The organism is Oleiagrimonas citrea (assembly GCF_012395255.1).
In the GTDB taxonomy this organism is placed as follows: Bacteria; Pseudomonadota; Gammaproteobacteria; order Xanthomonadales; family Rhodanobacteraceae; genus Oleiagrimonas; species Oleiagrimonas citrea.
This window is the reverse complement of record NZ_JAAZQD010000002.1, coordinates 644,006-667,770: the sequence shown is the minus strand read 5'-3', so window position 1 is coordinate 667,770 and position 23,765 is coordinate 644,006. Positions and strand designations below refer to the sequence as shown.

The window sequence follows — 23,765 nt, the reverse complement described above, 5'->3', positions numbered from 1 at the left end:
CAACAGCGTCAATACGCAGTCGGCCGACAACGCCAAGATCATGATCGCCCACTACACCAGCTACATCACGGACAACGCTACGTTGAGCGTGCTGTACGGCAAGGGTGACTTCCAGAACCCGACGGTTTACGGCAACAAGAGCAAGCTGCCGCTGATCACGCGCGCCACCAGCCAGAACCCGGCGTACTGGGGCAGCAATGTCGATCCGAACATCGGCATCATCAACAACCAGAACCGCGCCACGTCCTATGCCGACGATGCTTCGTCGCGTACCAAGGGTCTGCGTGTCGACTTCAACTACGTGCTGGGTGATCACAACCTGGGTGTCGGCATCGACAACATGACGTATGTCGCGCACAACCAGGGTTCGTTCTACTCCGGTGGCCCTGGCCCCGCCGAGCTGGTCAACCCGATTGGTGCGCCGACCGACGGCACGCGTTGGGTCTACAACCAGGCTTCGGACGGCACGTACCTGGTCTACTACCTGAACATCGAGTCGCTGACCAGCATGTCGATGCGTCAGAAGGCCTACTACCTGCAGGACGAATGGCAGGCGACGCCGAACTTGCAGTTGAATCTCGGCGTGCGTAACGATCACTACACGAACTACAACAACAACGGTGTTCCGTTCGTTGATGAGAAGAACCAGTGGGAGCCGCGTCTGGGCTTCAGCTGGGACGTGAATGGTGATTCCAGCTTCAAGCTGTACGGCAATGCGGGTCGTTACTACCTGGCCCTGCCGAATAATGCGGCTGAGCGTGCGGCCAATGCGTCCACCTATGTGTATCAGTACTTCACCTACACGGGCATCGACGCCAATGGTGTCCCGACGGGTCTGACCCCGTACGCCCCGTACACGCCGACGCTGATCTCGCCGGACGGTGAGTACGGTCGCGCCAAGGATCCGCAGGAAGTCACCGCGGCCAACCTGAAGGCGATGTACATCGATCAGTACAACCTCGGCTTCGACAAGAAGCTGGGCGACAACTGGGTGTACGGTGCCAAGCTCAGCTATCGTGATCTGAAGACCACCATCGACGATGAGTGCGATCCGACCCGGATTGCCGCCAAGATCGCGAAGATGGGCCTGAACCCGGCCAACTACGACAACTCGCTGTACGGTGCTTCGTACTGCCGCCTGATCAACCCGGGCAAGACCAGCATCATCCGTGTTGCTCCGAACAATGATCCGGGTTACCTGAACGTTCCGATGTCGACCTCGGATTGGGGCTTCCTGAAGAAGCCGAAGCGCACGATCTACTCGGTCAACCTGTACATGGAGCATCCGTTCGACGGCAAGTGGTTCGGCCGTATCGATTACACCTGGACCCATGCCCGTGGCAACACGGCTGGTCAGGTGCGTCCGGACTTCGGTCAGTCTGACGTCTCCAAGACCGAGGATTGGGATTCCTGGCAGCTGATGCAGGGTCAGGACGGTGAGCTGCAGAACAGCCGCAAGCACCAGATCCGTATCCGCGGTGCTTACCAGCTGACGCCGGAATGGTTGTTCTCGGGTGTCGCCCTGATCCAGTCGGGTACCCCGCAGTCCTGCCTGGGTTACTTCGGCCCGGACGCCACCGGCGATCCGACGGGTTACAACCGTGGCAGCACGGGTAACTACCACTGGTGCGCAGGCAAGATCGTGCACCCGGGTGACAGCTTCGCTGGTCACACGCCGTGGACCCATCAGATCAACGTGGGCGTGCGTTACACCCCGGCCTTCGCTGACCACAAGTTGGCGTTCAAGCTGAATGTCTTCAACCTGCTCAACGAGCAGAAGCCGGTTCAGACGGAGCCCAGCTTCGTGGCCGCGCCGAAGACGAAGTACAACTACTATCACTACCCGCTGTTCCGTGAGCCGCCGCGTTACATCCGTCTCTCGGTCTCCTACGATTACTGATAGTAGTCAGCTAGACCCGGATTTTTTCGGAAATCCATTGGAGCGCCGCCCTTCGGGGCGGCGCTTTTTTTTGCGTGGGTTTTGCACGAAGGGTGATCCCGGATTCATGCGCATGGAATGAATGGACGTCCATACCCCCGCTCGTCGGAGAAGCACAAGGTACGAGAATGGTCGGAGTCAAGCTTGGTGCAAAGAGGCTGACATCCAGATGATTTAGGAGTTATGACGATGAAGGTTTCTTTCGGGGAAGGGGTGCGGTGGATGCCGGAATAGGGTGGTTTCGGAGCATACTCAACCCTGCACGTGAATCAGATTCATATGTTGTCGTGACGTGTGGATCGTTGGGAAGGCGGTGGTGCTTTCTGGGCTCGCCATGCGGCCGTACCGGGAGCGCGGTGATCGCTGTCTTTCCTGCGCACAATATTCCCGCTATGCTTGGAACTTCCCCCATCAAGCGTCGCTCACTCTGTAACTCTTGGTGAGGACAGCTTTTTTCCTATTACCACAACGTTTCCAATGAGGTTTCTCCATGCGCAGGATCGCCTTGACGCTGACGATGCTGGCCGCGCTCGGTGCCGCCGGTTGTAACAAGAACTCCTCCGAGAACCCGAATCAGGCTGCGGCGCAGGCTGTGCACAGTGTCTCGGGTACGGTCGGACTGCTGAAGCCGCGCGAGCTTTCGCCACAGGCGACGATGAAGATCCAGCTGGTGGATGGTTCGGCCGAGGGCGCTCAGCCGCTGGCCACGAAGAACATTTCTCCGGTCAAGCAGATGCCGGTGCAGTTCACACTCGATTTCGATGGCGCCAAAATCAATCCGGCGCACATCTACCTGGTCAAGGTTTCGCTGGTGGACGGTGAGCGCACGTTCAGCATGCCGGTACAGTCGCCGGTCATCACGCGCGATGCGCCGACGTCGCAGGTCAGCATCATGCTGGCCGCCAACCAGACGCCCGAAGAAAAGATGATGGGCGCCTTCGACAACCTGAAGAAGAATCTTGGCGCGTACGAGATCAGCAACGGACGTCAGCTCGAGAAGGACGTTTCGCACGGTTGGCAGACTTTCCGCAGCAACGACAGCGGCAAGATCGTTTTCGTGCGCGAAAACACCGATTACGGTGACAAGGGTTTCGCCAATACCGATTTCGCCTACAAGGACGGCAAGCCCTGGGTTGTCGTGATGCAGCGCAAGCCGAGTCAGAATGCTCGCCCCAGCGAAATCATGCGTGCCGGGTGGGATGCGGACGGCAACTTGGTCGTGAAGGAGCATGTGGCTTCGGGCAAGACGACCGTGCTTTCGGACAGCGATGCCACCATGCTTAAGAAGCAGGCAGAGTCGATGCTGAAGCTGGCACAGGCCAAGTCGCCAGCCAAGAAGAAGAAGCGTTGACGACGGCTCGGCTTGTCCCGAGCGACAGTCAGATAAAAAAAGACCGGGCCATCATGGTCCGGTCTTTTTTTGCCACCTGAAATCAGACGGCCGGAATCAGTCGAGTCGCTCCGAGCGGAGCGGCTCGATCTGTTGCGATCAGAAGTTGATCTTGAGGCCCATGTTGAAGCTATTGATCTTCTGATTGCTGTCGGCAAAGCGGCCCTGATAACCGATCCAGCCGGAGGTCGTCGGGCTGAACTCGGTCATGATGCCGAGATCGGCGTTGGCCCAGCTCTTATCCGGAACAAAGCCGGTCAGCGCGAAGCTTCCGTTCATGCCGATCAGGCCCGCCTCGACCTTGCGCGGATCGGCACGTTGGTCGTGGGTCCAGGAGACTTCCGCATACGGATGCATGGTCAATTCGCCGACGACCCAGTCGCCGCGCAGTCGCCAGCCGAGCGTCTGCTGCATGGAGAAGCGGGACTGTGCATCGAACCACATCGCAGAACTGTCGCCGCTGAATTCCTGGAAGCCGTTGACCTTGATCTTCTGCCATTCCAGACGCGCGAACGGGCCGGTGCGAAGCGAGCCGGCATGGAAGTCATAGCCGCCCATGAGGCCGGTGAATAGCTGCGAGCCGTCAGTGCGGGCGGCTTCGGTGCGCTGCATGGCGCCCAGCTGGAAGCGGCGCTGCACATCGTTGTAGTCGAGCTGAGCGAAGCCCATGTAGCCGCCGAAGTAGCCGCCACCGGCGTGATACATCGCGAATCCGGTGCCCTGGACCGAGTTGAGCTTGTAGCCGCCATGGTTGCCGCTGACGTCGGCACGGTTGTGCGAGACGCCCAGTGCGACACCGAGACTGACGTGATTACCGGCCGGCGCAGTCACGCCGAGGGTCAGGTTCACGTTGTTGCTGTGGGTCTTGGGCGAGGAGTCCGTGGCGTCGAAGTTCTGATTGCCGTAGGTGACGTTGGCGAACAGGCGGCTGCTGCTGGCGTTCAGCGAGTCCAGCGCATTGGTGCGCACCGTGCGCAGGTGTGCGGCGCTGGAAGCCAGCGGCGCTTCGGCCAGCAGCGAAATCTGGCGAGGTGCATTGATCTCGGCCACCACGTACTGAGCGAGCAGCCGGTGCGCTGCGGTGGTCGGGTGTACACCATCCGCGAACAGGTAGGAGTCCTGCGCACCGTCGGGATAGGTATACGGGAGGCCGGAGCCCTGCGGTCCACATTGCAGCGAGGTCGAGGTCAATCCACATGCGGCATCGGTGACGTTGCTGAAACCGTAGGCCTGCGGGTTGCCGATGACTTCGCTGAAAAGACTGTAGGTATCGACCGGAATGATGTTGAGTCCCTGGTCGCTGAGTTGCTTGATGCCGGAATTCAGCGCGCCGTTGTAGACCAGCGAAAGCGAGGTCAGGCTGGCGGAGGCGCTGGCGCCTGCAGCAAGCCCGGACGGGGTCTTGCCGATGTCGGGAAGGTTGAACACCAGGACATAGTTGGCGCCGGCGGCATGCAGCTTGCCAATCAGGTTGACCTCGCCGACGGCCGCGGCACCGACCATGGTCGGGATCTGATTCGGGGCGACCGCGCCGGAGGTGGCGTAGAAAATGTCATTGGCGCCGCCCCAGACCGAGTACAGCGTATGCGCATCGGCGGTGCCGCCATTCGCGGCCAGGTACATGTCCAACTGCTGGCCCAGAAGCGGGATCGGGCCGGCGCTCGAGTTGTTGTTGATGCCGGCTCCACCGAACGCGTAGTCGGTGCCGCCGGTCACGGACGGCGTCAGCATGAAGCCGAAGGAGTTGGCAATGTTCTCCACCGCGACCGTGCCGGGGTTGGTGGTGAAGCGCGTAGGTGTGGTGGAACCCAGCGCCAGCGACAGATTGCCGTTGTCGCTGAGGCTGTCACCGAAGACGACCATGTTGTTGAAATCGGTGGTGGCGGCGTGCGCGGCGCTGGAGAAGGCCAGCGTGGCGACGATAGCCGTGGTGAGGTGACGTAGACGGGGCATTGCGTGGTTCTCCCTGAACAAGCGGCTCTTGTGGGCGCACCCGTGTGGATGCGCGTGGCTGCAACATTATCGTAACGATAATCCAGTCCGTACGGCAGCGCATGTTGCGATGCGGAATCGTCGGCTTGGCTGCGTTTGCGCTTTCCCCAGCCTGTGAATATTCTTGCAAGACGCAACGCGCACGAGGCATGGAGCAACGTGCGGGACGGTTGCGTTTATCAAAATGGTAGGGGGATTCATGAAGAAGTACGTACGCATGACTGCGGCGCTGGCCGTGGCATTGATGCTGGGTGGCTGCATGTCGAGCCTGATGACCAAGACGCCGGGCGCGGCGCCTTCTCCAGAGCCGGGGAAAGCCTTGGTCATTTTCATGCGGCCGTCATCGTTCGGTGGTGCGATCCAGTCGTCGGTCTATGACACGGGCAAGCAGGGCGACGATTTCATCGGTGTCGTCTCGGCGAAGACCAAGCTGGCCTATCAGGCCGACCCGGGAACGCATCTTTTCATGGTGGTGGCCGAGAACGGCGACTTCATGAATGCGACGCTGGATGCAGGCAAGACCTATTACGTGCTGGTCTCGCCGCGCGTGGGCGTGTTCAAGGCCCGTTTCTCGCTGCTGCCGATCCATAACGATCCGGCGGCGAAGTACTCGCTGCAGTCCCAGCGGTTCCAGAGCTGGAAGAGTGAAACCAGCTTCGTCGTCAAGACACCGGCCGCCGACCAGTGGTATGCCGAGCACAAGGCGAGCGTGAACGCCAAGCAGGCGGAGTACATGCAGAAGTGGAATCGCGCCAGCGCGCAGCAGAAAGCGGAGCTGACACTGCATGCCGCGGACGGCATCTGAGTCGCGAGCATGAAAGGATGGCCGCGCTGCCGAATGGTGGCGTGGCCATCTTCGATCAGGCGGCCCGACGACGCTTGAGGTGCACCAACAGTAGTGAGATGGCGGCTGGCGTGACGCCGCTGATGCGGGCCGCCTGGCCGATCGTGGTCGGACGTGCGTGCTGCAGTTTGGTCAGCACCTCCGCGGACAGGCCGCGCACGCATGTGTAATCGAAATCATCCGGAATCGCCGTATGTTCGTTGCGTCGATGACGCGCGATTTCCTCGCGCTGGCGTTCGAGATAGCCGGCGTACTTGGTTTGCACCTCGACTTGCAGCGCAACCTGGGCATCCTCGACGCCCGGGCCGAAGCCGTCGACACCGGTCAGCGCCGCGTAATCGAGTTCGGGGCGGCGCAGGAGATCGAGTGCGCTGGATTCCCGGCTCAAGGCGATGTCGCGATCACGGACGAGTGCATCGCCCAGCGCGTTGCCGGGTGCCACGTGCAGGGCTTGCAGGCGAGCGCGCTCGCGTTCGACAGCATCGCGCTTGCGGCATAGCGCAGTGTGACGCTCGGGCGTGACCAAACCCATCTCGAAGCCCTTGTCGGTCAAGCGCAGGTCCGCGTTGTCCTCGCGCAAGTGCAGGCGATACTCGGCGCGTGAAGTGAACATGCGGTACGGCTCCAGTGTGCCGTTGCTGGTCAAGTCGTCGATCAGCACGCCGATGTACGCCTCGTCGCGACGCGGGGTCCATGCATCGCGCTCCTGCACCAGGCGCGCGGCATTGAGGCCGGCGACGAGTCCCTGGGCGGCGGCTTCCTCGTAGCCGGTGGTGCCGTTGATCTGGCCGGCGAAGAACAGTCCGGAGATGGCGCGTGTCTGCAGGGAAGGCAGCAGGCCGCGCGGGTCGAAGTAGTCGTACTCGATGGCATAGCCGGGACGCGTGATGTGCGCATGCTCGAATCCGGGGATCGATCGGACCAGGGCCAGCTGCACGTCGAACGGCAGAGAGGTGGAGATGCCGTTGGGATAGATCTCGAAGCTGTCGAGACCTTCCGGCTCGACGAACACCTGATGCGAGGTCTTGTCGGCGAAGCGCACGATCTTGTCCTCGATCGAGGGGCAGTAGCGCGGTCCGGTGCCTTCGATCTGGCCGCTGTACATCGGGGAGCGATCAAGCCCTGCGCGAATGAGGTCGTGCGTGTGTTCGGTGGTCTGCGCGATCCAGCAGCTGACCTGACGGGGATGATGGTCCCGATGGCCGAGGTAGGAGAACACCGGCATCGGCGTGTCGCCCGGCTGCTCCTGAAGGCGGCTGTAGTCGATGCTGCGGCCATCGATGCGCGGTGGTGTGCCGGTCTTGAGGCGATCCGCAGCGACCGGCAGTTCGCGAAGTCGCTTGGCCAGTGCGGAAGCGGGTGGGTCGCCGGCGCGTCCGCCGCTGTACTGGCTCTCGCCGATATGGATGCGGCCGGCCAAAAAGGTGCCGACGGTCAAGACCACGGCGCGGGCGCGAAATTGCAGACCCATCTGCGTCACCACGCCCGTCACGCGCCCGCTCTCGATGAGCAGGTCGTCCACGCCCTGCTGGAACAGGCTCAGGTTCGGCTGGTGTTCGACAGCATGGTGGATGGCGGCCTTGTAGAGGTTGCGATCGGCCTGACAGCGCGTGGCGCGGACGGCCGGTCCCTTGGAGGCATTCAGGGTGCGCCACTGGATGCCGGCATGATCCGCGGCCTGCGCCATGATGCCGCCGAGCGCATCGATCTCGCGCACCAGGTGTCCTTTGCCGATACCGCCGATGGCGGGGTTGCAGCTCATCTGGCCGATGGTTTCGAGATTGTGCGTCAGCAGCAGCGTATCCGCGCCGCAGCGGGCCGCAGCCAGCGCGGCTTCGGTGCCGGCGTGGCCGCCACCGATCACGATGACGTCGTAGGTATGCGGATGCTGCATGGCGAAATCGGACGGAAAAGCTGAAAGTTCAGTATTTTAGCCGTCTTGATGACGACAAGCCATGGTTGCGGTGAAGCCTGTTGCGCGATGGAAGAGGGGTGATGCCGGAGGTTGGCATGAAGCGTGCATGATCGTTCCCTGCACCCTCGCCGGGCATAGGCGCTGCGCTGCGCGCGCTGAGACTGGTTTCAGGGGCCGGTCGCGTGCCGGCGAGGGGAAGCACCTGCTGTCAGGTCCGACAGCCCTGCCCCGAGCAGGAAAGGAAGGATCTGGCACCCGGCGGTCCTCAGGAACAGGGGGAATCCAGGATGACCGTGTGCCGGGTGCCAGAAACTTTTTGATCGTTGACGGCTTAATCGGCTGCGCCCCCTGCGTCAGCCTTGACCGTTCATGGGACCGATCATGGAGCAATCATCGTGAACCGAGAATGACTCCATGCCGGACATGGGGCACTTGGTGTGCGGTTGTTGGCACTTTACGACGCTCTGCGTCAGGTCGCCATAGGAAAAAAGGCTAGGTGGCATGCGCCGTTTGCACCATGGGCGCTTGGCACGATTGATGCATCCGTATCCGTGAACAAGCGGCACGTGTTCATCAGGGGATAGACCATGTTTTCGAGTGAAGAACGTAAAAACGATCCGATGGCGTTGCATCACGATCTCCTGATCGAGATGGGACGTGTGGAACTGGCGATGGAAACGCAGTCCAGCGAGGCCGATCCGCTGCGCAAGCAGCGTCTGGAATTGCGCCTGGCCAAGCTGCAGGATGCCGTGCGCCGCCTTTCGGCCTGATCGTTTCGACGCACATCGATTTCGGCGATGCGCTTCGGCGCACCGCCTGCCACGCAAAAACGCCACGCCGGCATCCCGACGTGGCGTTTTGCTTTTCTGGGCTGCAGCCGACGAACCGCTTACTCACGCTCCCGGCGTCGCCGGTCATCGACCGAGCGGCGGAGCAGCTTCGGGTTGCTGCGATGCGCAGGTTGACGTTGCTGGCTCTGCTGGCGCTGCAAAAGTCTCTGGCCAGCCGCACCGAGGCGATTGCTGTGATGCTCGTTGCGGGAACGGGTCGGATAGGTGCGGCGCTGCGCGTGTTGGCGTCGGTCGCTGTCGCTTCGCGAGCGGTAACGGTCGTGGTCGCGGCGGTAGTCGCTGTCGCGATGGCGCCGATCATCGCGATCGCGGTAGCGCCGGTCGCGGTCATCGTGCCGGTAACGACGGTGGCCGTCCCCGTAGTAGTAGATCTGCGTGTGCACGCCCGGTCCCCAGGCATAAGGCGTGTACCACGGGTCTCCGTAGTAGGCGGAGCTGCCGCCGTAGATCACGGTCTGGCTGCGGGTGGGGGCCTGACCGTAGTAATAACCGCCGTTGCCGCCGCTGTAGCGATAGGCCGGGGTGACGCAGCCGCCCAGTGCGGCAAGAGCCAGGACCGAGGCAGCGAGAAGAAGAATGCGTTTCATGACACCCCCTGAGCGCGTCGAACGTGTGCGGAACACGGTTTCACTGTAGAACCGCACACGTTAACGGCAGGTAGACAGTGGACTCAGCCTTCCAGCGCACGTTGCACGATGTCGGCGAGGTCGCGCGACAACGCATGCTCCGAGGCCAGGGAGGCGAGCGCCTCGTGAGCGGCCTCGCGGCGCACGGGTTCGAGTCGCCGCCAGCCGTTGAAGGCATTCGCCAGCCGGGCCGCGACCTGCGGGTTCAACGCATCGATCTCGGCCAGTTTGGCGGTCAGGAAACGGTAGCCCGCGCCGTCTGCGCGATGGAACCCGGTCGGATTGGCCCGTGAGAACGAACCCAGCAGTGCGTTGACCCGGTTCGGATTGCGCAGGGTGAAGGCGCTGTCGTCCAGCAACGTCTCCACGCGTTGAAGCGTTTCCGTGCCGGGGATCTGCGCCTGCACGGCAAACCACTTGTCCATGGCCAGCGGCTGGGTGTGGTGACGTTCCCGGAACGCGGCGGCGGCCGCATCCGCGTGCGGTCCCTGCAAAAGGGTGTGCAGAGCCAGCAGGCGATCGGTCATGTTGCCGGTCTGTGCGAGCAGCGCTTCCGCGCGCCGCAGCGCGGCATCCGGGCGCACGCAGAACAGTAGGCGAAGTATGGTCTTCTTCAGGCGACGGTGGGCCTGCGAGACCGGGTCGAGATCGTCGCTGGCTACCGATTGCAGCGCGTCATAGCGATCCTCGAGACGCTCACCGCCGATGCGGCGAGCAAGGTGGTCGAGTAGCGATTCACGGGCGGCGTGCACGGCCTCGGGGTCGACATCCTGCTCGATACGCTCGGCCAGTTCGATCTCCGAGGTCGGCATCAGCAATTCAGCGAGCAGCGCCGGATCGATATCGGCGTCCTCGAACAGCCCGCACAGGGCATCGCACCATGCCTGCAGCGCGGCCGAACTGGTTTCCCCGCCAAGCATCGCATCGAAGGCGCGGCCGGACAGTTGCTGGCCCGCCGCCCAGCGGTTGAATCCGTCGGGATCGGCGCGCAGCAGCGTGGCCAGGTCCTCGGGTACGTAATCGTGTTCCAGTACGACCGGCGCGGAAAAACCGCGCAGCAGCGAAGGAATGGGCGCTTCCGGTACGTTCTCGAAGACGAACTGCTTTTCGGCGCCGTCCAGCTCCAGCACGCATTCGCGGCTCGGCACGCCTTCTTCGTCCCGCAGGTGCAGCGGCAGCATGTGACCGCCGCGATCGAACAGGGCCATGCGGACCGGAATCGGCACCGGGTGCTTGTGCGGCTGTCCCGGCGTGGCCGGCGTGCGCTGGTGCAGCGTCAGCGTGTAACGGCGTTGCGAGGCGTCGTACTCGCCCAGCGCACGCAGGCGTGGCGTGCCGGCCTGACCGTACCAGGCAAGATAGGGCGTGAGATCCATCCGGTTCGCCTCGCCGAGGGCGGCAAGGAAGTCCTCGATGGTGGCGGCCTCGCCGTCGTGACGGTCGAAGTACAGGTCCATGCCCTTGCGGAAGCGCTCGGCGCCGAGGCGGCCGGCGATCATGCGCACCAGCTCGGAACCCTTTTCGTACACGGTGGCGGTGTAGAAGTTGTTGATCTCGCGGTACTCGCTGGGCCGCACCGGATGCGCCAGCGGGCCGGCGTCCTCGGTGAACTGCGCGCGGCGCAGCAGCGAGACATCCTCGATGCGCTTGATCGAGGGCGAGTTCATGTCCGCCGAGAAGCTCTGCTCGCGGAACACGGTGAGACCTTCCTTCAGGCTCAGCTGGAACCAGTCGCGGCAGGTGACGCGGTTGCCGCTCCAGTTGTGGAAATACTCGTGCGCGACGACCGCCTCGACGTGCTGGTACTCGCTGTCCGTGCTCATGTCGGGCGTGGCCAGCAGGTACTTGGCGTTGAAGATGTTCAGGCCCTTGTTCTCCATCGCGCCCATGTTGAAGTCATGGGTGGCGACGACATGGAATACGTCCAGGTCGTAGTTGCGGCCGTAGGTCTCCTCGTCCCAGCGCATGGAGCGCTCGAGCGCGTCCATGGCGTAGCCGCACTGATCGATGGCGTCGGCCTCGGCCCACAGATTCAGCGTCACGTCGCGGCCATCGGCGGTGCGGTAGTCGCGGCTGATTTTCTCCAGGCGTCCGGCGACCAGCGCGAACAGGTAGCTGGGCTTGGGATGCGGATCGACGAAGCGCGCCCAGTGGCGGCCGTCTTCCAGTTCGCCGGCGCCGTCCGGGTTGCCGCCGGCCAGCAGCACCGGGAAGCGCGCGCGGTTGGCGCGAAGGGTCACGGTGTAGGTGGCCAGCACGTCCGGGCGGTCGGGAAAGAAGGTGATGCGGCGGAAGCCCTCGGCCTCGCACTGGGTCAGCAGGAAGCCGGCCTCGGACGAGCCGGACAGATACAGCCCCTCGAGCTTGGTGTTCTCGGCCGGCTTTACCCGCACCAGCGTTTCCACGACGCTGCCGTCGCGCACGCCGTCGACCTCCAGCGCGTCGTCGTGCTGGCGGTAGCGGTCTTTGTCGAGTGTCTCGCCGTCCAGTTTGAGTTCCAGCAGCTCCAGATCCTCGCCATCCAGACGCAGCGGGCGCTGACCGTCGCCGTGCACAGTCAGCCGTGTGCGAATGCGGCTCGAGGCGATGTCGAGATCGACCTCCATCTCGACGCTGGAAACGCGCCAGTCGGGTGCGGCGTAATCGGACAGTCGGACGGGCAGAGCAGAAGCGGACATGTGCAGTCAGGGGGTGTGGGTGAGGGCCGCAAAGGCTAACATGGCAGGCATTTACAAACACTTAGGAAGCCCATGTCCGTATCGTCCGAAGGTCGAATCGCGAATCTGCCGACGCTGGCCGATGTGCGCACTGCCGCCGCGCGGCTGGCGGGGCGGGCGCGGGTCACGCCGATCCTGCGCAGCGAGGTGCTGGATGCCGCGGCCGGTGCGCGACTGCATTTCAAATGCGAGCATCTGCAGCACAGCGGCGCGTTCAAGTTCCGCGGCGCGTGCAACGCGGTGTGGTCGCTGGACGAGGCGCACGCCGCGCGCGGGGTGGTCACGCATTCGTCCGGCAATCACGGCCAGGCGCTGGCGCTGGCGGCCGCCTCGCGCGGTCTGCCCGCGCACGTGGTGGTACCGGAGGGCGCGGTGCGGGCCAAGGTCGAGGCCATTGAGGCCGCCGGCGCGCGGATCTACCGCTGCGCGCCGACCCAGGCGGCGCGCGAGGCGGAGGCCGCTCGCGTCGTGGATGCCACAGGCGCGACCCTGGTGCATCCCTACACCGACTCGCGCGTGATCGCCGGGCAGGGCACCGTGGCGCTGGAGTTGCTGCAGGCTGTGCCGTCACTGGACACGCTGCTGGTGCCGGTCGGCGGCGGCGGACTGGCCGCGGGCTGCGCGCTGGTCGGGCGCGGGATCGCCCCGAATCTCGCTCTGCTGGCGGCCGAACCGGCCGGCGCGGACGATGCCGCGCGTTCCCTGCGTGCCGGGCGGCGCATTGCCGACGTGGTGCCCGAGACCGTGTGCGATGGCCTGCGCGCGACCGTCGGCGCGCCCAACTTCGACATCCTCAAGGCGTGCGGGGTCGCGGTGCTCACCGTGACCGACGCGCAGGTCCTGGCAGCCATGCGCCTGCTGTGGCGGGAGTTGCGCCAGGTGGTCGAGCCGTCCAGTGCCACGGTGCTGGCGGCGATTCAGGCGCACCCTGAAGTCTTCGCCGGCCGTGAGGTGGGCGTAGTGTTGACCGGCGGCAACGTCGATCTGGACGCGCTGCCTTTCGGCTGAGACGGCGCGTTCCAGTCGGCCGGCACGCACCATGCATCCAGACGCGGCGCCCCTGCGTATCTGTGCCGTGCCCTCCCGAGTGCGGGAGCGGCCATGACACAAGAAACAGGGGTTGCCCATGATCCATCATTCGTACGATTACATGCTCGTTCTGATGTCCTACGTGGTGTCCGTGCTCGGCTCGTTCACTGCACTTCGCCTGATGGCAGGCATCCAGGACGTGCACGACAAGGCCCAGCGCTGGAAGCGTCTGATCCTGGCCAGTCTGGTCGTCGGCGTCGGCGCCATCTGGGCGATGCATTTCATCGGCATGCTGGCGCTGAAGATGCCGGTCACTGTGGACTACGATCCCATTCTGACCGCCCTGTCCGCGCTGGTGGCCGTGGTGGCGTGCCTCATCGGGCTGTCGCTGACTTCGCGCGGTGACCATTCGCGGCTGAACCTGCTGACGGCCGGCACCTACATGGGCATCGGCGTGGCCGCGATGCATTACATGGGCATGGCCGCCATGCGCATGCCCGCGACCACGGTCTACAACGGCGCCATCACCTCGCTGTCGATCCTGATCGCGGTCGTGGCTTCGGTGGCGGCTCTGTGGATGGCCTACAAGCGCAGCAGCGCGCTGCAGTCGATGTTCGGTGCGCTGGTGATGGGCCTGGCGGTGTGCGGCATGCACTACACGGGCATGGCCGCAGCGCGTTTCGTGCTGATTGGCAAACCGGATACGGCCGGCGCCCACAGCATCGACAGCCTGTACCTCGGTCTGATGGTGTTCGGCGTCATCGTCACGATGCTGGTCGGCGTCCTGATCGCGGCGTTGAAGAACCGCCAGGTGCTCGCCATCGATCACTGAGCGAACGCGGCGGACGGGCCGGCCGCAGCGGCGGCCGCGCCTGTCGTCCGCGCGGCGGGCCGGGTAGGCTTGGCGTTCCGAATCAGGAGCGCCGCCCATGAAACGCTGCCGCTGGGCCGAAAATAGCGCCATCGAGCGCGACTACCACGACACCGAGTGGGGCACGCCGCTGCACGACGACCGCATGCTGTTCGAGTTCCTGTGTCTCGAGGGCGCGCAGGCGGGGCTGTCGTGGCGCACCGTGCTGGAGAAGCGCGCGCACTACCGCGAGGTCTATCGCGATTTCGACATCGCCCATGTGGCCGCGATGAGCGACCGCGATCTGGAACGGCTGCTGCGCGATCCGGGCATCATCCGCAACCGGCTCAAGGTCAACGCCATGCGCGAAAACGCCCGCGCCGCACTGCGCGTGATCGACGAGGAAGGCAGCCTGGACCGCTACCTGTGGTCGTTCGTCGACGGCGAGCCGGTGCGCAATCGCTGGAGGCAGCACAGTGATGTCCCCGCCAGCACGCCGGTGTCCGAACACATGAGCAAGACGCTGAAGAAGCGCGGCTTCCGCTTCGTCGGCCCGACCATCTGCTACGCCTTCATGCAGGCCACGGGGATGGTCAATGACCACTTGGCCGGTTGCTTCCGTCACGCGCAGGTGGCCGAAGGCTGAACGGCCCCGGCGCTCATTGCGCAATCTGCGGGGGTCGTCACGCTATCGCGTTTCGTTCGCGTGCCGTTTTGCCGAAATCCCGATTCGGTCAGGGAACGTTCGGTTTCTTCGGCTTAGAACATGGGGTCACGGAAACAAGGCAGCCGCCAAGTACGGTTGCCAGGCCGCAGGACAGGCCCCGATGACACCACACATGACGGGAGCGGGAACATGCATACACGAGGACATGCCGGCAGGAAGCTGCTGGTTGCTGCGCTGACGGCCCTGCTGGCCAGTGGCGCGGCCTTCGCCGACGACGGCGGCAGCGCCACCACGACCGATACCGCCGGCGGTACGCGAATCGTCACCCAGTACACGACGCTGGCCGGCTCGGACAGCAACGCTCAGGCTCTGGTCGACGGTCTGCGCAACGGTACTGACATCACCCTGAGCACCGCCACCACCGCCAGCGACGGCACCACGACCACGTCGGACACCACCTTCACGCCGGCCACCGGCGCGATGGGCTATGGCAATGTCAACATCAGCCTGGCGCTGGCACAGGCCGACCTGGCCGCTGCCGGCATCACCGATCCGACTGCCGATCAGCTGGAAGCGGCGCTCAACGGCGGCACCGTCACGCTGGACGACGGCAGCACCGTCGACCTCCAGGGCGTGCTGGCATTGCGCGCGTCCGGCCAGGGCTGGGGGCAGATCGCCCAGACGCTGGGTGTGAACCTGGGCGCCGTGGTTTCGGCGTCGCACACCACGCACAGCCAGGCCGGCATGACGCACGGCAAGCCGGACGACGTGGCCGCGAAGATGTCCGATCACGCCCACAGCGTGGCGTCCGCGAGCCGTCCGACGCGCCCGGACGTCGCGCAGCGGCCTGAGCGCCCGGATCGTCCCGATCGCCCGAGCAGGCCGGACCGTCCCGAACGTCCGGAGCGCCCCGACCTGCCCGATCACGCGGGCCGTCCGGGCGGTTGATCGCGCCTTCGCGCGATGCATCCATCGTCTCCCCTGAAGTACCGGCCGGGCGCTCTGCGTCCGGCCGCACCACCCCCCGAAGGACAGAATCATGATCCGCATGCGGACGCTTAGTCTCGGCCTGCTGGCCGCATTCGTCGCGATGCCGGCGCTGGCCGGCACGCCCAGCTTCACCGCCGGCGCCGACTACACCTCCGGCAAATACGGCACCGACACCACCACCGACATCTGGTCGGTGCCGCTGACGTTCGGCTACGACACCGGCAAGTGGCGCTTCAAGCTGACCGTGCCCTACATCCACATCTCCGGCACCGGCAACGTCGTGCCCGGCGTGGGCAAGGTCAACAATGGCAATCCGCGGGGTCTGGGGCGCGGCAACGGCAATGCGGGTGGCGGCACCACGACGACGACCACGCAGACCAGCAGCAGCGCTTCCGGGCTCGGCGACGTGGTGGCGAAGGCCAGCTACAACCTGTTCTACGACCAGACCGACCGCTTCGGCATGGATCTGGGCGCGAAGGTGAAGTTCGGCACCGCCGACGAGAACAAGGGCCTGGGCACGGGCAAGAACGACTACGGCCTGAACCTGGACGCCTACAAGGGCATCGGTCACTGGACCGTGTTCGGCGGCGTCGGCTACATGAACTACGGCAGCTCGCAGTACATCAAGCTGAAGAACGGTGCCAACGCCAACGTCGGCGCGAGCTACCGCTTCAGCAAGTCGGACAGTCTCGGCGCGTACTACTACTACCGCGAGCGCATCGCCGACGGCGGTTACGCGCAGAAGGAGCTGACCGGCTACTGGAACCACAACCTCGACGACAGTCTGCGTCTGCAGGCGTATGTCATGACCGGTTTCTCCGATGGCAGTCCCGACTGGGGCGGCGGCGCGTCGCTACGCTACATGTTCTGAGAAATCGTTCGATTTGCACGGATCACGGACGGGCGCCTTCGGGCGCCCGTCTTGTTTTCCGGGTTCAGCGCTTGCGCCGCGAGCCGCGCAGCTGGTCGAGCGAGAAGCTGGCGATTTCGCCGCCGCCTGCGGCGCGGCGCGACTGTCCGCTGGGCGGTCCCCAGGCGTGCGCGGTGACCACTTCCCAGGTGGCGGGGATGCGGCCGTCGGTGTTGCGCATGGCTTCGTAGTGGTCGAGCATGCGCTTCCAGCGGGCCTTGCCGGTCAGGCCGCGCGGGCGCGCGCTGTCGGCGTGGGTCGCGCCCAGGCCTTTCAGATCACGCGCCAGGTCGGCCGGTTCGGCGTAGGTCAGCGTGTAGCGGTCGACGTCCAGCACTGGATCGCGCAGGCCGGCGTTGATCATCGCGTCGCCCAGGTCGTGCATGTCCAGGAATCGGCCCACGTGCGACTGCTGGTCGGTCTCGGCCCAGGCCGCGCGCAGTTCGCGCAGCGTGTCGGGGCCGAAGGTGGTGACGGCCATGAAGCCGCCGGGCTTGAGCACGCGCACGAACTCGGCGAACAGCGCGGCGAGGTCGTCGCACCACTGGATGCACAGATTCGAGTGCAGCAGGTCGATGGAGTGATCGGCCAGCGGCAACTGCGTGGCTTCGCCGGCCACGCGTGCGAAGCGTCGCCGCCAGCGGCTGTGGCGCGCGGCCTGCTGCAGCATCGGCACGGCCAGGTCCACGGCGATGACGTCGGCCTTCGGATAGCGCTGCTTCAGCAGCGCGCTGCCGCGGCCGGTGCCGGCGCCGAGGTCGAGCACGCGCTGTGGCGTCTCCAGATAGAAATCGAGACGGTCGTGCAGGGCGTCGAGCACTTCGCGCTGCAGCACGTCGTGCTTCTCATAGGTGGTCGCGGCGCGACCGAAGGCGCGGCGCACATGTGCGCGGTCGAGGTGGAAGTCGCTCATGCCGACGCTCCTTCCAGCAGCGGGGCCAGTGCCTCGACGACCTGGTCGGCAAAACCGATGAAGGCGGCATGGCCGGCGCGGGGAATGTCGGTGTAGCGGCCCTCGCATTGCTCGGCCGCCCAGGCCATGGCCGCGCCGGGCACCAGGCGGTCGCGGTGGCCGGAGATCCATACGCTGTCCTGCTCCACGGATGCCAGCTCGGCGCGCAGGTCGCTGTGATCGAGCAACGCCAGGCCCTGCTTCAGCACGCGCTTGTCTGGTGCGCCATGCGCGAACACCAGCGCGCGCAGGTTGCGGATCTCCTCGCGGGCGTGCTCGCTGCCCATGGCTTCCAGCGCCAGGAAACGATCCAGCGTGGCCTTGTAATCCTGGTCGAGATCGTCGCTGAACTGCTCGAACACGTCCGGCTCCATACCGTACGGCCAGCCGTCCTTGCGCACGAAGCATGGTGTGCTCGAAAGCAGCGCCAGACCGCGCACATGATCGGGATGGCGCAGCGCGCCGGTCAGCGCGATCAGGCCGCCCATCGACCAGCCCAGCCACACGGCGGGCGGCGTGGCCTCGGCGATGGCGCGGGCGCAGGCCTCGGGTTCCAGCAGCAGCTCGCTGTCGCGCGAACGGCCGTGGCCGGGCAGGTCGACCACGTGCATCGTGCAGCGGTCGTCGAGCGCTTCGATCAGCGGCTCGAACACGTCGCCGTGCATGGCCCAGCCGTGCAGCAGGACGAGGTGGGTGTCGCCGCGACCGCGGGTTTGGATGAACAGAGAGGACATAGCCGATTATGATACCGAGAGGTGAACGGGCCGGCGTCGTGCGCGACGTGCGCCGGCGCATGGGGACGGGTGTCGACCTGCGGTCGATCCCGGCGATGAGCAGCGTTTCAACAGGGGGAACACGACATGGCCAGTTGCGATCAGTGCGGTCGCCTGATTCTGTTCGGCGGCAAGCGAAGCGGTGACCGCGTGTACTGCGGTGCGCGGTGTGCGAGTTACGACGCGGAGATCGCCCTCGGGCGCAGTCTCCCCGACGCGCAGGTGCGCGAGGTGATGCAGCGCTGGCGCAACGAGCCGTGTCCGCAGTGCAACGGGCCGGGACCGGTCGATCTGCGCGTCAGCCACAAGGTGCATTCGTTCGTCTTCATGACGCAGTGGAGCAGCCCGCAGGCGATCTGTTGCCGTCACTGCGCGCGCAAGCGGCAGCTCGGGCACGCGGTCTATAGCCTGCTGCTGGGCTGGTGGGGTTTTCCGTGGGGCCTGGTGATGACGCCGGTCCAGGTGACGCGCAACCTCAAGGCCCTGTTCGGCGACCAGGCCGCGCAGGCGTCCACGCCCGCATTCGAGCGCGCGGTGCGCCGGATCATGGTGCGGCAGTTGCAGGCGCAGCATCAGCAGGAATCCGAAGCAGGGTCGGCCTGAGTTTTGCGCGGCAGCGCGGCGAGGGCATCGAGTAGGCGGTCGACGTCGTCGTCGCGGTGCGCGGCGGACAGCGTGATGCGCAGCCGCGCCTGGCCGTCCGGCACGGTCGGCGGGCGGATCGCGCCGACCAGGAAGCCGGCCTGTTCCAGCGCGGTCGCGGCGGCGCTGGCGCGTTCGGCATCGCCCAGCAGCAGCGGTTGGATCGGCGTGGTCGACGGCATCAGCGGCAGACCGAGCTGGGCCGCGCCGTTGCGGAAGCGTTCGATCAAGTGGCGCAGCCGTTCACGGCGGTCGTCGGCAGCGCGGGCGATGCGTACGGCTTCCAGCGTGGCCGCGGCCAGCGCCGGCGGCGGCGCGGTGGTGTAGACGAAGCTGCGCGCGAACTGCACCAGCCCGTCGATCAGCGCGGCCGAACCGGCGACGAATGCGCCGCCCGTGCCCAGCGCCTTGCCCAGCGTGCCCATCAGGATCGGCGCGTCGTCCTGCGTCAGCCCCGCGTCGGCGAGGCTGCCCGCGCCCTGTGGGCCGAGCACGCCGAGACCGTGCGCGTCGTCGACCATCAGCGTCGCACTTTCGCGACGGCACAGCGCGGCCAGCGCACGCAGCGGCGCGATGTCGCCGTCCATGCTGAACACGCCGTCGGTCGCCAGCAGCGCGGCGTCATTCGGGTGCGCGGCGAGCTGGCGCGCGGCGGCGTCGACGTCGGCGTGCGGATAGCGGCGCAGGGTGGCGGCGGTGGCGCGCGCGCCGTCGATCAGGCTGGCGTGGTTGAGCTTGTCCTGCAGGCACAGGCCCGGCTGGCGCGTGTCGGTGCGACCCAGCAACGCCTGCATCACGCCGAGGTTGGCCATGATGCCGGTGGAGAACAGCAGCGCGCGCTCGCGCCCGGTCCACACGGCGAGCGTTTCTTCCAGTTCGGCATGCGCGCGGTGATGGCCGCTGATGAGGTGCGCGCCGGTGCTGCCGACGCCGTGTTCGGCGGCGGCGCGTTGCAGCGCGGCGATCACGTCCGGGTGCGCGGCCAGGCCCAGGTAATCGTTGCTGCAGAACACGATGAATTCGTGACCGTCGAGGCGGCAGCGGCCCGATGCCGTGTGCTCGACGGCGCGCAGGCGTCGGTGCAGGCCGCGTTGTGCGCGTTCCTGCGTGGCGCGGGCCAGTTGGTCGAGCAGGTCGGGGCGGTTCATGCGCGGGCTCCGGCGCTGCTACATTGCCGGTCACGCGCGCACTGGGCGTGCAACGGGAGCCGCACATCGTGACATGCCGTCATGCCTTGATCTGTCTGATGCTGGCGCTGTTCGTGGCGACGAGTGCGCAGGCATCGTCCGCGACGGGCGATCTGGCCGGCTACCAGTTGCAGAGGCAAGCGCGCGTGCAGGGCGTGGCCGACAATCTTTCGGGACTGGCCTACGACGCGCGGCACGACCGGTTGCTGGCGGTGGTCAACAATCCGTCCACCTTGCTGGTGCTCGACACCGACGGGCGCGTGTTGCGTCGCATCGCGCTCGACGGCTTCGAGGACACCGAGGGCGTGGCGCTGCTCGCCGACGGTCGCGTTGCGGTGACCGAGGAGGGCCGCAACCAGATCGCGATCTTCGCGCTGCCGCCGAAAGGCATCGAGCGCGCCCGGCATCGGGATGCACGTATTTTCCGGTTGGATCTGTTCGCGCATGGCAACGACGGCTATGAAGGGTTGGCCTACGACGCGCGTCACGATTGCTTCTGGATGGTCAAGGAGCGGCGTCCGCGCGGGTTGTTCCAGTGGTGCGGCCTGCTTCGCGAGGGCCCGGTGCAGGCGATCACCGACCACAGCGCATGGCTGAAGGTCGCGCATCCGGGCAAGGACCTCTCCGGTATCGAGTTCGACGCGTCCAGCGGGCATCTGCTGTTGCTCAGCGACGAGTCCCGGCGTGTCACCGAGATCGCGCGCGGCGGCAAACGGATCGCACGCCGCGCGCTGGATCAAGCCCATCCGCCGCAGCCCGAAGGCATTGCCGTGGACGGACACGGACATCTCTACATCGTCAGCGAGCCGAACCTCTTCTACCGTTACGGGCGCGACTGACACGGCGCGGTTTCACGCCGCCGATTCGGCGCGCGCCTCGCAGGCCGGCTCGACGATGTCGGCGTGCACGGTCTCGGAGGTCTCGGTGACCTGCAGCGGCTTCAGGTCCAGGCGCTCGAACAGCTTGCGGTCGCGCTCGGCTTCCGGATTGGAGGTGGTCAGCAGCTTCTCGCCGTAGAAGATCGAGTTGGCGCCGGCGAAGAAGCACAGCGCCTGCATCTCGTCGTGCATCTGCTCGCGGCCTGCCGACAGGCGCACCATCGAGTCCGGCATCATCAGGCGCGCCACGGCGATGGTGCGCACGAACTCGAACGGGTCCAGTGCCTCGGTGCCGGCCAGCGGCGTGCCTTCGACCTGCACCAGCATGTTGATCGGCACCGACTGCGGATGCTCGGGCAGGTTGGCCAGCGTCTGCAGCAGGCCGGCGCGCTGGCTGCGCGACTCGCCCATGCCGACGATGCCGCCGCAGCAGGTCTTCAGGCCGGTGTCGCGCACGTGTTCCAGCGTGTCCAGGCGGTCCTGGTAGTCGCGGGTCTGGATGATCTCGCCGTAGAACTCCGGCGCGGTGTCCAGGTTGTGGTTGTAGTAGTCCAGGCCGGCGTCCTTCAGCGCCTGCGCCTGTTCGGCCTTGAGCATGCCCAGCGTGGCGCAGGTCTCCAGGCCCAGGCCCTTCACCGCGCGCACGATCTCGGCGACCTTGGGAATGTCGCGGTCCTTCGGCTCGCGCCACGCCGCGCCCATGCAGAAGCGGCTGGCGCCGGCCTCCTTGGCGGCTTTGGCGCGCTCCAGCACGGCGTCCACGCTCATCAGCTTCTGCGCCTCGACGCCGGTGTGATAGCGCTGCGCCTGCGGGCAGTACGCGCAATCCTCCGGGCAGCCGCCGGTCTTGATCGACAGCAGCGTCGACACCTGCACCGCGTTCGGGTCGTGGTGCGCGGCGTGCACGGCGTGCGCGCGCGCCAGCAGGTCGTTGAACGGCAGGGCGAACAGCGCGGCGACTTCCTCGCGCTTCCAGTCGTGGCGAATCTCGGCGGACATGGACGGTTCCGGTGTCGGGAAAGGCGACAAGTGTCGGAAGCGCGCCCGAGGCTGTCAACTTGAACGCGGCGTATGGAGTTGACAGTGCGGCACTTGGGAGGTCGCGCCCGAGCCGCTAGGATCGAGCGAAACCGTCATCCACGAGAGAGGATTCGCCCATGAGCACCGGACAAGGCAGCGCCGGCAACGTCATCGCCGCACTGTGCAGTTTCTTCATCCCCGGCCTCGGCCAGCTTTTGCAGGGGCGCGTGCTGATCGCCCTGGTCATGTTCGTGCTGGCCGCCGTGCTGTGGTGGTTCCTGCTGGGCTGGATCATCCACCTGTGGTCGATCATCGATGCGGCGTTGTTCAAGCCGAAGCGGTAGGCGTATGGAAGAACGCCGCCAGCCCTCATTGCGGTCCAAGCTCGCCGGAATTTCCCCTCAGTGTGGACGAAATGAGTTCAAGGATGGAACTTTCAAAAGATCAAACTGATTCGGTGTCACTTGCAGCGCTTGCTGCAGATGCAGGGGTACGCCTTCGGGCAGGGCAGTACGATTGGCTTGCTTCCTCGTACGGTTACGCGTTGGCATACGGTCGCCCGATCCCCGATGCGATTCAGCAGGAACTTCAGGCTTCTCTGGACGAGTTGGGCGCAACGTCGCTCGTGAAGTCGGACCTCCCACCGAGGACATCGGTGGCGTATTTCAAGCCGGGTGAGTCGTTCTTGTTTGCCGTGGCAACATGTGAATTGCCTACGGATGCTTCGGGTTCGGTGCAGCTGGAATTGATCGTCACGATCAGGAATGACCGAACATATTTATGTATCGAGGGGATTAGTGCGCAATTCTGAAATTTGCATATTGCGCTTTTGATTGGAACGACAAAAAGGGTATGGCATGGAAGCCTTGAACCATCTGCGCCGAGTCGGCGCGCATCTTTCACTTCGTCTGCTGCCGCCTCGCTGTCTGCTCTGCGGCGCGCCCGGCGACAGGCTTGATCTGTGCGCGGCGTGCCGCGAGGACTTGCCGGGCAACGCGGTCTGCTGCGCACGCTGCGCGTTGCCGCTGGAGCATCCGGCGGCGCAGTGTGGGGCGTGTCTGCGGCGGGAACCGCGCTGGGATGCGGCATGGGTGCCGTTTCGCTATGCGTGGCCGCTGGATCGGCTGGAGGCGCGTTACAAGTTTTCCGGCCAGCTCGCCGCCGGGCGCACGCTGGCGGAGTTGTGGGCGCAGCGCGCGCCGCCGGCGAAGCCGCAGCTGATCGTGCCGGTGCCGTTGCATCGTCGTCGGCTGCGCGAGCGCGGTTATAACCAGGCGCTGGAGCTGGCGCGCGTGCTGGCGCGTCGGCAGCGCGTGCGGCTGCGGCACGACGTGCTGCGCCGGGTGCGGGCGACGCAGGCGCAGACCGAGCTGGACGCCACGGCGCGCCGGCGCAACGTGCGCGATGCCTTCGAGATACGTATGGCTTCGAAGCTGCCGGCGCATGTCGCGGTGGTCGACGACGTGATGACCACCGGCGCGACCCTGTCCGAGTGCGCGCGGGTGCTCAAGCGGGTCGGCGTCAAACGTGTCGACGTGTGGGCGCTGGCTCGCGCGCCGCTGCCACGTCAGCGCTGAACGGGCGTGGCGGCGA

22 protein-coding genes are annotated in these 23,765 nt (G+C 65.6%); 14 read left to right on the top strand and 8 right to left on the bottom strand.

What is annotated here, in order from left to right:
- Together HF690_RS07015 and HF690_RS07010 are read left to right on the top strand one after the other, a co-directional pair.
- Positions 1-1,900: TonB-dependent receptor domain-containing protein (locus HF690_RS07015; protein ID WP_168608944.1), on the top strand; the 1,900-nt coding region annotated here is incomplete at its 5' end.
- Between the two features lie 529 nt (positions 1,901-2,429).
- Positions 2,430-3,290: a YbaY family lipoprotein gene (locus HF690_RS07010; RefSeq protein WP_168608943.1), complete on the top strand. Its 861-nt coding sequence runs from the start codon at positions 2,430-2,432 to the stop codon at positions 3,288-3,290.
- 138 nt (positions 3,291-3,428) lie between these two features.
- Here HF690_RS07010 and HF690_RS07005 read toward each other — a convergent pair whose 3' ends face one another.
- Positions 3,429-5,282 carry an autotransporter domain-containing protein gene (locus tag HF690_RS07005; RefSeq protein WP_168608942.1) on the bottom strand — a complete coding sequence of 618 codons (1,854 nt, stop codon included), beginning with the start codon at positions 5,280-5,282 and terminating at the stop codon, positions 3,429-3,431.
- Positions 5,283-5,520: 238 nt separating this feature from the next.
- On the opposite strand from HF690_RS07005, the gene HF690_RS07000 reads away from it, so the two are divergent.
- Positions 5,521-6,126 carry a hypothetical protein gene (locus tag HF690_RS07000; protein WP_168608941.1) on the top strand — a complete coding sequence of 202 codons (606 nt, stop codon included), beginning with the start codon at positions 5,521-5,523 and terminating at the stop codon, positions 6,124-6,126.
- A 55-nt stretch (positions 6,127-6,181) separates the two neighbouring features.
- Here the strand turns inward: HF690_RS07000 and mnmG are convergent, their stop codons facing one another.
- Entirely contained in the window at positions 6,182-8,059 is a 1,878-nt protein-coding gene (gene mnmG / locus HF690_RS06995; protein WP_113066095.1) for a tRNA uridine-5-carboxymethylaminomethyl(34) synthesis enzyme MnmG, read from the bottom strand.
- 608 nt (positions 8,060-8,667) lie between these two features.
- Between mnmG and HF690_RS06990 the strand changes: the two genes are divergently transcribed.
- A complete protein-coding gene (locus HF690_RS06990; RefSeq protein WP_146742354.1) occupies positions 8,668-8,850 on the top strand; it encodes a hypothetical protein in 183 nt (60 codons plus the stop codon).
- A gap of 119 nt (positions 8,851-8,969) precedes the next feature.
- Here the strand turns inward: HF690_RS06990 and HF690_RS06985 are convergent, their stop codons facing one another.
- The gene (locus tag HF690_RS06985; protein ID WP_113066094.1) at positions 8,970-9,518 is read right to left on the bottom strand and encodes a hypothetical protein; all 549 of its coding nucleotides are present in this window, start codon (positions 9,516-9,518) and stop codon (positions 8,970-8,972) included.
- A gap of 83 nt (positions 9,519-9,601) precedes the next feature.
- On the bottom strand, positions 9,602-12,235 hold the full coding sequence (gene pepN / locus HF690_RS06980) for an aminopeptidase N (protein WP_193568409.1): 2,634 nt from the start codon (positions 12,233-12,235) through the stop codon (positions 9,602-9,604).
- Positions 12,236-12,307: 72 nt separating this feature from the next.
- Here pepN and HF690_RS06975 point away from each other — a divergent pair, with 72 nt between their 5' ends.
- The 5 genes from HF690_RS06975 to HF690_RS06955 all read left to right on the top strand — a co-directional run bounded on the left by HF690_RS06975 (position 12,308) and on the right by HF690_RS06955 (position 16,681).
- A complete protein-coding gene (locus HF690_RS06975; RefSeq protein ID WP_168608940.1) occupies positions 12,308-13,282 on the top strand; it encodes a pyridoxal-phosphate dependent enzyme in 975 nt (324 codons plus the stop codon).
- Positions 13,283-13,400: 118 nt separating this feature from the next.
- Positions 13,401-14,135 (top strand): MHYT domain-containing protein, encoded by a 735-nt coding sequence (locus HF690_RS06970; RefSeq protein ID WP_240151626.1) that lies wholly within the window; start codon positions 13,401-13,403, stop codon positions 14,133-14,135.
- 97 nt (positions 14,136-14,232) lie between these two features.
- The gene (locus HF690_RS06965) at positions 14,233-14,799 is read left to right on the top strand and encodes a DNA-3-methyladenine glycosylase I (protein WP_168608938.1); all 567 of its coding nucleotides are present in this window, start codon (positions 14,233-14,235) and stop codon (positions 14,797-14,799) included.
- A 210-nt stretch (positions 14,800-15,009) separates the two neighbouring features.
- The gene (locus HF690_RS06960) at positions 15,010-15,768 is read left to right on the top strand and encodes a hypothetical protein (protein ID WP_168608937.1); all 759 of its coding nucleotides are present in this window, start codon (positions 15,010-15,012) and stop codon (positions 15,766-15,768) included.
- A 91-nt stretch (positions 15,769-15,859) separates the two neighbouring features.
- Positions 15,860-16,681 carry a transporter gene (locus HF690_RS06955; RefSeq protein ID WP_113066088.1) on the top strand — a complete coding sequence of 274 codons (822 nt, stop codon included), beginning with the start codon at positions 15,860-15,862 and terminating at the stop codon, positions 16,679-16,681.
- 64 nt (positions 16,682-16,745) lie between these two features.
- On the opposite strand, the gene bioC is transcribed toward HF690_RS06955, so the two are convergent.
- Positions 16,746-17,633 carry a malonyl-ACP O-methyltransferase BioC gene (gene bioC, locus HF690_RS06950; RefSeq protein WP_113066086.1) on the bottom strand — a complete coding sequence of 296 codons (888 nt, stop codon included), beginning with the start codon at positions 17,631-17,633 and terminating at the stop codon, positions 16,746-16,748.
- Positions 17,630-18,406, bottom strand: coding sequence for a pimeloyl-ACP methyl ester esterase BioH (gene bioH / locus HF690_RS06945; RefSeq protein WP_168608936.1), 777 nt, complete (start codon positions 18,404-18,406; stop codon positions 17,630-17,632). The genes bioC and bioH overlap by 4 nt, the downstream gene beginning before the upstream one ends.
- 126 nt (positions 18,407-18,532) lie before the next feature.
- On the opposite strand from bioH, the gene HF690_RS06940 reads away from it, so the two are divergent.
- A complete protein-coding gene (locus HF690_RS06940; RefSeq protein ID WP_113066084.1) occupies positions 18,533-19,048 on the top strand; it encodes a hypothetical protein in 516 nt (171 codons plus the stop codon).
- On the opposite strand, the gene bioF is transcribed toward HF690_RS06940, so the two are convergent.
- Positions 19,018-20,235, bottom strand: a complete 1,218-nt coding sequence (gene bioF, locus HF690_RS06935; protein ID WP_168608935.1) for an 8-amino-7-oxononanoate synthase — start codon at positions 20,233-20,235, stop codon at positions 19,018-19,020. The two genes, HF690_RS06940 and bioF, sit on opposite strands and share 31 nt — an antisense overlap.
- A 68-nt stretch (positions 20,236-20,303) precedes the next feature.
- On the opposite strand from bioF, the gene HF690_RS06930 reads away from it, so the two are divergent.
- On the top strand, positions 20,304-21,113 hold the full coding sequence (locus HF690_RS06930) for an SdiA-regulated domain-containing protein (RefSeq protein WP_168608934.1): 810 nt from the start codon (positions 20,304-20,306) through the stop codon (positions 21,111-21,113).
- A 12-nt stretch (positions 21,114-21,125) separates the two neighbouring features.
- On the opposite strand, the gene bioB is transcribed toward HF690_RS06930, so the two are convergent.
- Complete coding sequence (gene bioB / locus HF690_RS06925) at positions 21,126-22,151, bottom strand: biotin synthase BioB (RefSeq protein ID WP_168608933.1); 1,026 nt, start codon at positions 22,149-22,151, stop codon at positions 21,126-21,128.
- Between the two features lie 158 nt (positions 22,152-22,309).
- Here bioB and HF690_RS06920 point away from each other — a divergent pair, with 158 nt between their 5' ends.
- From HF690_RS06920 to HF690_RS06910, 3 genes are all read left to right on the top strand, one after another.
- Positions 22,310-22,516, top strand: a complete 207-nt coding sequence (locus HF690_RS06920) for a hypothetical protein (RefSeq protein ID WP_113066080.1) — start codon at positions 22,310-22,312, stop codon at positions 22,514-22,516.
- 83 nt (positions 22,517-22,599) lie between these two features.
- Complete coding sequence (locus HF690_RS06915; protein WP_168608932.1) at positions 22,600-22,983, top strand: hypothetical protein; 384 nt, start codon at positions 22,600-22,602, stop codon at positions 22,981-22,983.
- 46 nt (positions 22,984-23,029) lie between these two features.
- Entirely contained in the window at positions 23,030-23,749 is a 720-nt protein-coding gene (locus HF690_RS06910; protein WP_168608931.1) for a ComF family protein, read from the top strand.
- The last annotated feature ends 16 nt before the right edge of the window (positions 23,750-23,765 follow it).

Coding starts and splice junctions, on each gene's coding strand:
- HF690_RS07010 (WP_168608943.1), top strand. CDS start 2,430: ATGCGCAGGATCGCCTTGACGCTGACGATGCTGGCCGCGCTCGGTGCC.
- HF690_RS07005 (WP_168608942.1), bottom strand. CDS start 5,282: ATGCCCCGTCTACGTCACCTCACCACGGCTATCGTCGCCACGCTGGCC.
- HF690_RS07000 (WP_168608941.1), top strand. CDS start 5,521: ATGAAGAAGTACGTACGCATGACTGCGGCGCTGGCCGTGGCATTGATG.
- mnmG (WP_113066095.1), bottom strand. CDS start 8,059: ATGCAGCATCCGCATACCTACGACGTCATCGTGATCGGTGGCGGCCAC.
- HF690_RS06990 (WP_146742354.1), top strand. CDS start 8,668: ATGTTTTCGAGTGAAGAACGTAAAAACGATCCGATGGCGTTGCATCAC.
- HF690_RS06985 (WP_113066094.1), bottom strand. CDS start 9,518: ATGAAACGCATTCTTCTTCTCGCTGCCTCGGTCCTGGCTCTTGCCGCA.
- pepN (WP_193568409.1), bottom strand. CDS start 12,235: ATGTCCGCTTCTGCTCTGCCCGTCCGACTGTCCGATTACGCCGCACCC.
- HF690_RS06975 (WP_168608940.1), top strand. CDS start 12,308: ATGTCCGTATCGTCCGAAGGTCGAATCGCGAATCTGCCGACGCTGGCC.
- HF690_RS06970 (WP_240151626.1), top strand. CDS start 13,401: ATGATCCATCATTCGTACGATTACATGCTCGTTCTGATGTCCTACGTG.
- HF690_RS06965 (WP_168608938.1), top strand. CDS start 14,233: ATGAAACGCTGCCGCTGGGCCGAAAATAGCGCCATCGAGCGCGACTAC.
- HF690_RS06960 (WP_168608937.1), top strand. CDS start 15,010: ATGCATACACGAGGACATGCCGGCAGGAAGCTGCTGGTTGCTGCGCTG.
- HF690_RS06955 (WP_113066088.1), top strand. CDS start 15,860: ATGATCCGCATGCGGACGCTTAGTCTCGGCCTGCTGGCCGCATTCGTC.
- bioC (WP_113066086.1), bottom strand. CDS start 17,633: ATGAGCGACTTCCACCTCGACCGCGCACATGTGCGCCGCGCCTTCGGT.
- bioH (WP_168608936.1), bottom strand. CDS start 18,406: ATGTCCTCTCTGTTCATCCAAACCCGCGGTCGCGGCGACACCCACCTC.
- HF690_RS06940 (WP_113066084.1), top strand. CDS start 18,533: ATGGCCAGTTGCGATCAGTGCGGTCGCCTGATTCTGTTCGGCGGCAAG.
- bioF (WP_168608935.1), bottom strand. CDS start 20,235: ATGAACCGCCCCGACCTGCTCGACCAACTGGCCCGCGCCACGCAGGAA.
- bioB (WP_168608933.1), bottom strand. CDS start 22,151: ATGTCCGCCGAGATTCGCCACGACTGGAAGCGCGAGGAAGTCGCCGCG.
- HF690_RS06920 (WP_113066080.1), top strand. CDS start 22,310: ATGAGCACCGGACAAGGCAGCGCCGGCAACGTCATCGCCGCACTGTGC.
- HF690_RS06915 (WP_168608932.1), top strand. CDS start 22,600: ATGGAACTTTCAAAAGATCAAACTGATTCGGTGTCACTTGCAGCGCTT.
- HF690_RS06910 (WP_168608931.1), top strand. CDS start 23,030: ATGGAAGCCTTGAACCATCTGCGCCGAGTCGGCGCGCATCTTTCACTT.